Origin of the sequence: Pseudoalteromonas sp. Isolate6 (assembly GCF_022398435.1) — a bacterium.
Lineage (GTDB): Bacteria > Pseudomonadota > Gammaproteobacteria > Enterobacterales > Alteromonadaceae > Pseudoalteromonas > Pseudoalteromonas galatheae.
In genome coordinates, this window is record NZ_JAKEVK010000180.1 from 1 (window position 1) to 9872 (window position 9872).

9 protein-coding genes are annotated in these 9872 nt (G+C 44.1%); all 9 read left to right on the forward strand.

All coding sequences use genetic code 11. The features are described from left to right. Nucleotides 1-111 precede the first annotated feature (111 nt). Complete coding sequence (locus L1D50_RS18260; RefSeq protein ID WP_239966547.1) at nt 112-2289, forward strand: malate synthase G; 2178 nt, start codon at nt 112-114, stop codon at nt 2287-2289. A gap of 339 nt (nt 2290-2628) precedes the next feature. Further along, complete coding sequence (locus L1D50_RS18265) at nt 2629-2757, forward strand: hypothetical protein (RefSeq protein ID WP_239966548.1); 129 nt, start codon at nt 2629-2631, stop codon at nt 2755-2757. Between the two features lie 158 nt (nt 2758-2915). Beyond that, nucleotides 2916-3416, forward strand: coding sequence for a hypothetical protein (locus tag L1D50_RS18270; RefSeq protein ID WP_239966549.1), 501 nt, complete (start codon nt 2916-2918; stop codon nt 3414-3416). Next, a complete protein-coding gene (locus L1D50_RS18275; protein WP_128727050.1) occupies nt 3409-3621 on the forward strand; it encodes a helix-turn-helix transcriptional regulator in 213 nt (70 codons plus the stop codon). Before L1D50_RS18270 ends, L1D50_RS18275 begins: the two co-directional genes overlap by 8 nt. Nucleotides 3622-3835: 214 nt before the next feature. Next, nucleotides 3836-4687, forward strand: coding sequence for a transporter substrate-binding domain-containing protein (locus L1D50_RS18280; protein ID WP_138521340.1), 852 nt, complete (start codon nt 3836-3838; stop codon nt 4685-4687). 298 nt (nt 4688-4985) lie between these two features. Beyond that, a complete protein-coding gene (betI, locus tag L1D50_RS18285) occupies nt 4986-5576 on the forward strand; it encodes a transcriptional regulator BetI (protein WP_128727048.1) in 591 nt (196 codons plus the stop codon). 1 nt (nt 5577) lies between these two features. Continuing rightward, nucleotides 5578-7041, forward strand: coding sequence for a betaine-aldehyde dehydrogenase (gene betB, locus L1D50_RS18290; RefSeq protein ID WP_138521338.1), 1464 nt, complete (start codon nt 5578-5580; stop codon nt 7039-7041). Nucleotides 7042-7050: 9 nt separating this feature from the next. Continuing rightward, nucleotides 7051-8718, forward strand: coding sequence for a choline dehydrogenase (gene betA, locus L1D50_RS18295; RefSeq protein ID WP_239966550.1), 1668 nt, complete (start codon nt 7051-7053; stop codon nt 8716-8718). A 151-nt stretch (nt 8719-8869) separates the two neighbouring features. Further along, on the forward strand, nt 8870-9872 hold a 1003-nt coding region (locus L1D50_RS18300; protein ID WP_239966551.1), incomplete at its 3' end, for a BCCT family transporter.

Here is a 9872-nt window from a genome sequence, read left to right on the forward strand (position 1 = left end):
TAGTTGTTATTGTGAGTATATTTTTTGTGAATGGGAAAAGGGGTTCGTTTTTCCAAAAATTGTTTTATGTTTGACCTATCCCGTTCAAAAAATGTTAATCAAGGACTCTCCATGAGCAAGTATGTCACTCATTCAGGCTTCCAAATTGCGACTCCACTGGCGCACTTTGTTGAGCAATCTCTACTTCCCGGTACGGGGATCGCGGTCAATCAATTTTGGCAAGGCGTAGCGGATATTTTTTCGGAACTTGGGAAGCAAAACCAAGCGTTACTCAACAAACGCGATACCCTGCAACAGAAAATTGACGATTACCACCTCTCTCATCCTGATTGGCAAGCTGCAGAATATCGGACATTTCTTGAATCTATCGGTTATTTGCAGCCTGAGCCTGAAGACTTTACCATCGAAACCGAGCATGTAGAGCCTGAAATTGCGAGCGCAGCCGGTCCTCAGTTAGTGGTGCCTGTCAGTAACGCAAGATTTGCGCTCAATGCGGCGAATGCGCGTTGGGGCTCCTTGTATGACGCGCTCTATGGAACGGATGTTCTTGGTGAAGAGGATGGTGCTGAGCGTACTCAAGCCTATAATCCGAATCGCGGATTTAAAGTCATGGCTTATGCTAGGCAATTTCTCGATAAAGCGCTGCCGCTGGCAGAAGGCTCTCACATAGAAAGTACGAACTACGCGATTCTAGACGGCAATTTGGTGATTACACTAAACGACAGCACCCAAGTTGCACTGCAAAAGCCTGATCAGCTAGTGGGTTATCAGGGGGAGGCACAAAATCCAAGTGCGATATTGCTATGTCATCATGATCTGCATATTGAGATCCAAATCGATCCGCACCATCCGATCGGACAGGCAGACAAAGCCGGGATCAAAGATGTCGTCCTTGAGGCTGCACTTACGACAATCATGGATTGTGAAGACTCAGTTGCGGCGGTAGATGCACAAGACAAAGTATTGGTATACCAAAATTGGTTAGGCTTGATGAAAGGGAGCTTGAGCGAGACCTTCGAAAAGTCAGGACAATCACTGACTCGGACGCTAAATGCCGACCGAAGCTATGTAAATACACAAGGCCAGCGAATGACACTAAAAGGTCGTTCTATGATGTTTGTGCGCAATGTTGGCCACCTAATGACAACACCAGCGATACTGGATGCAGAAGGAAACGAGCAGTTCGAAGGGATCTTAGATGCCATCATGACAAGCACGGCTGCGCTGCATGATTTGCAGGGAAATAGTCCGTTTAAAAACTCGACGGCAGCAAGTATCAATATCGTGAAGCCAAAGATGCACGGGCCTGAAGAGGTCGCTTTCACTGATACCCTATTTAGCCGAGTTGAAGCGATGCTCTCGCTACCTAAAAATACCATTAAAATGGGGATTATGGATGAAGAGCGCCGTACTTCGGTAAACTTGAAAGCGTGTATTGCTGCCGCTAAGCAGCGTGTAGTATTTATTAATACGGGCTTTTTGGATAGAACAGGCGATGAAATTCATACCTCAATGCTGGCGGGCCCTGTATTGCCCAAAGTGGCAATTAAAGGACAGTCTTGGATAGCGGCCTATGAAGATCAAAACGTGGATATTGGCCTTAAAACCGGTTTTAGGAAAAAGGCACAAATAGGCAAAGGAATGTGGCCAATGCCAGATAAAATGGCGCTGATGATGGAGCAAAAGCAAGGCCATCCGGAGTCTGGTGCTAATACTGCATGGGTGCCCTCTCCTACCGCAGCAACGCTCCATGCAATGCACTACCACTATGTGGATGTGTTTGCCCGCCAACTTGAGATAAAAACACGTCAGCAGGCGTCGCTCGATAACTTACTGACGCCCCCGTTGATGTTAGAAAACGATTTGTCTGCGGAGGATATTCAAGCCGAATTAGACAATAATGCGCAGGGCATTTTGGGCTACGTGGTGCGCTGGATAGATCAAGGTGTAGGTTGCTCAAAAGTGCCTGATATCAATCACGTTGGATTAATGGAAGACAGAGCAACCCTTAGGATCTCAAGCCAGCATATCGCTAACTGGTTATATCATGGTATTTGTAGCGAAGAGCAAGTGGAAAAAACCTTTAGGCGCATGGCGGCTGTAGTAGATGGTCAAAACGAAGGTGACAGCCTCTACCAACCAATGCTCAATGACCATAAACCGCTTAGTGAAAACCTCGCCTATAAAGCGGCGTTATCTTTAGTATTTGAAGGCCGAGTACAACCCAATGGTTACACCGAGCCGCTACTTCACGCCTATCGACAAGCCTATAAGCAGCAGGCAAATTAGTTCCTTTTTATTTCGATGTCACTCAAATCAAGGCTGGTCAATCCAGCCTTTTTGGTTTTTCTGCTTGTGTCGAGGTAAACCTCGACCTACGTTGGATTTGTAGGTCGTGATTTATCACGACGAGATCTTTTGCTGTGCATTGTTTAGGTGCTTGTCGAGGTATGTGTTGAGATATGTGTCGAGGAAAACCTCAATCTACGTCGGAACCGTAGATCGTGATGTATCACGACAAGTCTATATGTATATCTTTCAGCACATTAGCACCTACTATGGCCATAATATTTCAATTGCAGAATTGGCTGATATCGTCCCATTCACGTAAAGAACCGTTTTACTGAGGTGTTCGGGCTCAACCCAAATCAATATCTGCAATGGTTTCGAGTGCAGAAAATGTGTGATTTATTAGAAAGCACGAGTAAGCCATTTGATTGGATTGCGCACCAGGTAGGATACGACAGCCTGCCGTAAGACGTTTAATAAGTGTATGGGCTTAAGACCAAGCGAGTTTCGAAAACGTTTCTAGTTATTTAAACTTGACTTAAAGTAAAAAATATTTGACTTGTGGTTGAGCAAAGCTTACGCTTTTAATGTAAAGAATACTTAACTTTGAGTAAAGTGAGGGTAACATGGAAAGCAGCAATAAGATTAAAGCGTTTTTAGACTCGTTGAGTTTCCGTGACTTAACGATTGCGATAGAGTTTTTGGTAACAGGTTATATCTTGTATTTTTATTTAGGCGAAATAACAGCGGCTACAGAGCAGTTATGTCAAGATCCTAGTTGGGTATCAGGATTGTTGCTCAAGGTGATTGTTATTTCTATCGTGACATCTATTGCAGGTCAGCTGCTACTGAGCTTTGTTAGCGATAAAGATATGGATAAGCCGTTAGATGAGCGTGAAAAGTTGATTGCGCTATCAGGGTGCAAACCGGCCTACTGGGTGCTTCAGATTGGTGTGTGTATCTCTATTTTCCAGTATTCAGCCGAAGCACAAAATTGGTCGCAAGCGCTTCCTTTTGAACTACCATTTGCACCACTTCATATTTTAGTGATTGCATTTTTGCTGGCTGAATTGGTCGGTTATGGAACCCAGCTCGTCAAAGCTCGTTTGGGGGTTGTGTATGTCTGATTTACCAATAAAAAACAAAATCAGAATGCTACGTTTTATGAGCGGTGAAATGACACAAAAAGAACTTGCTGAGCGGGTGGGTGTCACAAGACAAACGATTATGGCCATTGAGGCTGCCAAATATTCTCCCTCGCTTGAAGTCGCCTTTAAAATAGCGCATGTATTTAATATCTCTATTGAAGAGGTATTCGAATATCAGCCATAAAGTGCCAAAACAAGCGTGATGTAAAGGGGGTTTACGTCACGCTTTTTTGTTTCTGTGAGCACCGATACGTTTTTTGATTTAAATAGTTTAATTATCAGGCATTGTGTTCTAGGCTTTAGGTAAATATATTGTTACTACTAAAGATAGTGCCTATGCAATGAACTGAGTAGTCATGCTATAAGGCCGATTGTCACAGACTTGCTCACGAGGTGTCATGGTTAAGCAGTACATATCAGTGAATAACTTGATTGGCATGGCTATATTGGTGTGGAGCTTGGTAACTACTCCTGCCAGTGCAAGCGAATGCAGTAAAACGGTGAATATCGGCGTTGTTGCCGATTGGCCACCATTAACTGTATTTGATGAGCTTGGACCTTGGGGCCTAGACGTAGACATTGCCGAGATGGTGTTCCAGCACGTTGCCGTGTGTACTACTTATATTCGCCTCCCTTCCAGCGCTCGCACTTTTGAAGAAATGTCAAAAGGAGTGATAGATGTTGCGGTAATGGTTAGCTACACTAAAGATAGAGAAGTATACGGAGATTTCTCTCAGCCCTATCGTTTTGAACGTATGCGATTATTTTCTTTATCACCTCCCACAGCGCTTCCCAATTTAGCTTCATTACTAGAGCAATCGAAAACTATAGGGTTAAGCATAGGATCCTACTATGGCGAAGAGCTTGGTGAGCTGAAACAAGATCCTCGCTATAAAGATCAGTTTGTGAGTATTGCCAGTGCGCAGCGTCGAGTTGAAATGCTAATGAAAGCGCGTGTTGACTTTATTGTGGACGATATGATCACGGGAAATTATTTTATTAAAGAGCGAGGGCTTGACGCAGCGCAGGCTTGGCCTTACGTGATACATGATAACCAAGTACATTTTTTACTGCGTAAAAATGTTTTTAGTGCGAGGCTAAAAAGTAAAATTGATGAAGCGATCGTAGAACTTAAACCTAAGATTGAATTGTTAGTGGCGAGTTATCAGGCAAATGCTTCTTTTGGGGTTTCAACTGTCTCAAATCGGTTCCCCGGTTACCAGTTGTTACCGCTTTCAAATCTTAAATAGCAAGGATGCTTTGTCTTACTCAGTTCTCCCATTTGATTCGGTTTTGACTGTTTTCTAGTCAAGATAAGCTTAATCAGATTGTCACATCAAAACGGTAAATTATCGCAAATACCTGCAAAATCTCAGATTTTTTAAATTTTTTTAAGATTTTTTGTAATCCTTTAAAACCCCTTAGCTATCATGGGATTAACCTAGGTACAAACGTCAAAAAATTGGCTTTTTACAAAAAGTCAACCTTGAAGTCTTAACTTTATCACCCTAAGCTTATTTTAATTGAACGGTCAATTAATAAAAAGCTATGCCAAAAGTCGGAATGGAACCTGTTCGTCGTCAGCAGCTAATTGACGCCACTTTAGAGTCAGTTGCCGAGTTAGGATTACAAGCAACCACTATTAATAGTATCAGTAAAAGGGCCGGTCTCTCATCAGGGATCATCAGTCACTATTTTGGTGGTAAACAAGGCTTGATTGAAGCAACCGTGCGCTATCTATTAAACAACTTGAAATACAGTTTGTTGGACAAAACCTACGGTGGTTGTAGTGCCGAGCAGCGACTCATGTATATCGTAGAGGCTAACTTTGCCATGGTGCAGCAGCAGTCAAATACGACGCGTACCTGGTTGAGTTTCTGGGCGCAATCTATGCACGATGACGAGCTTCACCGACTACAGCGTGTTAACAGCCGCCGTCTGCAGAGTAACTTAGCGACTTCATTTGCTGCCTTTATGCCTCGGCCTGAAGCAAAAGAAGCGGCTGAGCTTGCCGCCGGTATGATTGACGGACTCTGGTTAAGAGCTGTACTAAGCAAAGCTGACCATCATGCGTTTCATCATAGTGAAACGCTCGCAAAACGCTACATTCAATCACTTATTAAGCAGTTTGGAGGATAATGTGACAGTCCCTGTATATCAAAATTTTATTCATGGCCAGTTCTTGGCAAACCACTCAGGCGAAAAGTTTGCAGTAAAAAATCCAGCAACGGATGAAGTGATCTACGAGGTAGAGGTTGCTGATAGTCATGTTCAGCAAGCTGCGATTGAAAGTGCCAAAGCGGGCTTTGCATTATGGTCAGCAATGGCGCCAATTGAGCGTAGTCGTGTTTTACATAAAGCGGTATCTTTGCTGCGCGAGCGTAATGATGAGCTTGCCAAGATTGAAGTGTTAGATACAGGTAAGCCTTGGCAAGAAGCGGAATGTGTAGACATTCAAACAGGCGCTGATGTGATTGAATACTTTGCAGGGTTGGCTCCCGCTCAAGTTGGCACTCAGCAGCCTGTGGCAGGTGACTTTTTCTATACTCGCAAAGAGCCTCTGGGTATTTGTGCAGGCATTGGCGCGTGGAATTATCCTCTGCAAATTGCGTGTTGGAAATCAGGGCCTGCACTTGCCGCTGGTAATGCTCTCATTTTCAAGCCATCGGAAGAAACACCACTTGGTGCAATTAAGCTGGCTGAAATCTTTATTGAAGCCGGTGTCCCTGCGGGAGTATTCAATGTGGTACAAGGTGCCGCTGAAGTGGGCCAATGGCTTACTACCAGCCCTGATATTGAAAAAGTATCGTTCACCGGTGAAGTGGGTACTGGCAAAAAAGTAATGCAAAGTGCGGCAAGCAATTTAAAAGAAGTGACGATGGAGCTAGGTGGAAAATCACCGCTGATCGTCTTTGAAGATGCTGATATTTCTCAAGCGATAAGCGCCGCGATGTTAGGTAACTTCTACACCCAAGGTGAAGTGTGTACTAACTGTACGCGCGTATTTGTACAGCGTAAGGTTTATGACGCCTTTTTGGCCGAGCTAAAGCAGCGTACTGAACAAAATATCATCGCCGGCGATCCGCTCGATCCAAACGTAAATCTTGGCGCCCTAATCTCAAAACAGCATCACACCTTGGTGATGGATTACATTGCAAAAGGCAAAGCTGAAGGCGCAACCTTACTTACCGGTGGTGAGGCACTTAGTCCTGAAACGGCACCAAACGGCTACTTTGTTGCACCGACTGTATTTATCGATTGTCATGATGACATGACCATAGTGAAAGAAGAGATCTTTGGTCCAGTGATGTCGGTATTGGTATTTGATGACGAGGAAGAAGTCATTCAGCGTGCAAACAACACCCACTTAGGTCTGGCTGCGGGTGTATTTAGTAAAGATATTCAACGTGCACACCGTGTCATCCACCAGCTAGAAGCTGGTATTTGTTGGATCAATAGTTATGGCAACTCACCCGCTGAAATGCCCGTTGGAGGCTATAAGCAGTCGGGCATTGGCCGCGAAAATGGCATCGAGACGCTAGATCAATATACCCAAACTAAGTCTGTGTATGTTGGTATGAGCGATATTGAAAGTCCATTTTAATCGAGGAGTATGATGACTGATTTTGATTATATTGTTGTAGGTGCAGGTTCTGCAGGCTGTGTGCTTGCAAATCGCCTATCGGAAAATCCAGCGCACAAAGTACTGTTACTCGAAACGGGTGGTAGCGATAAGAGCATTTTTATTCAGATGCCAACCGCGCTATCTATTCCAATGAATACCGATAAATACGCTTGGCAGTTTCATACTGAGCCTGAGCCGTATTTAGACAATCGCGTTATGCATTGCCCTCGCGGCAAGGTACTTGGGGGGTCGTCGTCAATCAATGGCATGGTGTACGTTCGAGGTCATGCAAAAGACTTTGATGAGTGGCAAGACCATGGTGCGCAAGGTTGGGATTATCAGTCTTGTTTGCCTTACTTCAAGCGCGCTGAATCTTGGTATTTAGGTAGCGATGAGTACCGTGGTGAGCAAGGTCCGCTTGGTACCAATAATGGTAATGAAATGGCAAATCCGCTCTATCGTGCATTTATTAGCGCAGGTGAGCAGGCCGGTTATGCGTTTACCAAAGACTATAACGGTGAGCAGCAAGAAGGCTTTGGACCAATGCATATGACCGTCAAAGACGGTAAACGTTGTTCATCAAGCCGAGCATACTTAGACCCAATTAAGCACCGTAGCAACCTGACTATTGTAACGGGAGCACTGGTACAAAAAGTACTGTTAGATGGTAAAACCGCTACAGGCGTTGAGTTCAGCGTGAAAGGAAAACTGAAAAACGCGAATGCAGCGAAGGAAGTGATCCTGAGTGCAGGTTCAATCGGTTCACCGCACTTATTACAATTATCTGGTATTGGTGATAAAGAAGCGTTGACAGCCGCGGGCGTAGAAGTGAAACATCATTTACCTGGAGTTGGCAAAAATCTGCAAGATCACTTGGAGTTTTATTTCCAATACAAGTGTAAGCAGCCCATCACCTTAAACGGCAAGCTAGGGTTAATTTCTAAAGGTTTGATCGGTGCAAGATGGTTGCTTGATAAGTCAGGTCTTGGCGCGACCAATCACTTTGAATCTTGTGCCTTTATTCGTTCGAAAGCGGGCGTTGAGTGGCCAGATCTTCAGTATCACTTTTTACCCGCCGCTATTCGCTACGATGGTAAGAGTGCCTTTGACGGTCATGGGTTCCAAGTTCATGTTGGCCACAATAAACCAAAGAGCCGTGGTGAAGTAACGATTAAATCAGCAGATCCAACGGCTGCGCCTAAAATACAGTTTAATTATCTGGCAGAACAAGAAGACATTGAAGGCTTTAGAGCTTGTGTTAGGTTGACTCGTGAAATCATTGAGCAGAGTGCGTTTGATGACTTTAGGCAGAGCGAGATCCAACCAGGTGAACATATCCAAACCGATGAAGAGATTGATGCCTTCGTGCGTCAAGCGGTAGAGAGTGCTTACCATCCTTCTTGTTCATGCAAAATGGGTGAGGATGAAATGGCGGTTGTAGATTCACAAACCCGTGTGCACGGTGTAAAGGGGCTACGCGTTGTGGATTCATCTATTTTCCCGACCATTCCAAACGGCAACCTCAATGCGCCGACTATTATGGTCGCGGAAAAAGCAGCGGATATGATTTTAGGCAATTCGCCACTTGCCGCTGAGGGAGCAAACGTTGCTATGACGCAAAACTGGCAACAGGTTCAACGTAGTTCGGAGATCTAGTTTCGCCACTCGTATGGGAAAGTTCGTGCCCCATATGAGACCTGCAGTGGCATGCAGTGCAAATCGTTTGCACTGCATTAATGCGGGAATAATGTAAATAAAAACAACGGAGAAAAAATGAGTTACTTCTATCAATTTTGGGAGGGTGACAATGACAGTATGGCTTAGTGCAGGCATCATTTTCACCCTATTGGCAATTGCCTTTATTTTATTGAAGTGGGGGAATTTACAGTGCGTTGGTGTTACACCGGTTAAAACGTTCACTTTTATTGCAATCTTATTTACTTCTGGCCTAGACGTTGGCCTGATCATGTTTCCGCTTACGGAGTTTGCGGGTTACGCAGACATAAAAGCAAGCCCAGAGTATGCATTTACTAATCCGCTGGCCATAGAGTTCGGCTTTTGGGGATTTTTAATCTGGGGTTTCTACTTTCTTACGTGCTTTTATTTCTGCGTAATAGAGCCCAAAGTGAAATTTTTTGAAATTCCTTGGGTAAAATTCATTAATAACCTAGTTATTATCGGTACATGTGCGTTTACTGCATTCTTATTACTGTCTAACCTACCTTGGTATTTACCTAGTTTAGGCGATGGTGAGTCGATTATTCCTAGTTTCTATCTGATTGTGTTTGCGGCGATCGCCTTTGCGGTTTATTCAAGCACTAGCCTTAAGTACGTGCGTTTTTTAAGTATCACAACGACATGGGTATTTATCGGTTTAATTGCCTTTATGTGGGCGTCTGCGTTTGTCTTTGGTGACAGTGCAATGTCGAGTTATACCAATAACTTGGCGCTGATCGGCGGTTACTTTGCCAATATAGATCAGTTTGTGTTGCCACTTAATGACTATCACGAGTTCTATCTATTCTGGTGGTTTGCGTGGAGTATCATGATAGGGCAATTCACATCGCGTTTTGTCGGCGGCTTGAAAACTTATCAAGTGCTAGCGGCGATGCTAATTTTCCCATCTATTCCAATCGCAGCATGGTTTAGTGTGCTTTATCACTATTATGAGGCTGGGATCCCAACTGCGGGTATTAAAAACTTTGCAATGGTCTTTGTTGGCGTGGTGTTTGTAATCAATTCGCTCGACTCTTTGATCCGTTTATATACAGATAACCTTAACCTCACAGTTAGCCGTTTAGGAAAAAGAA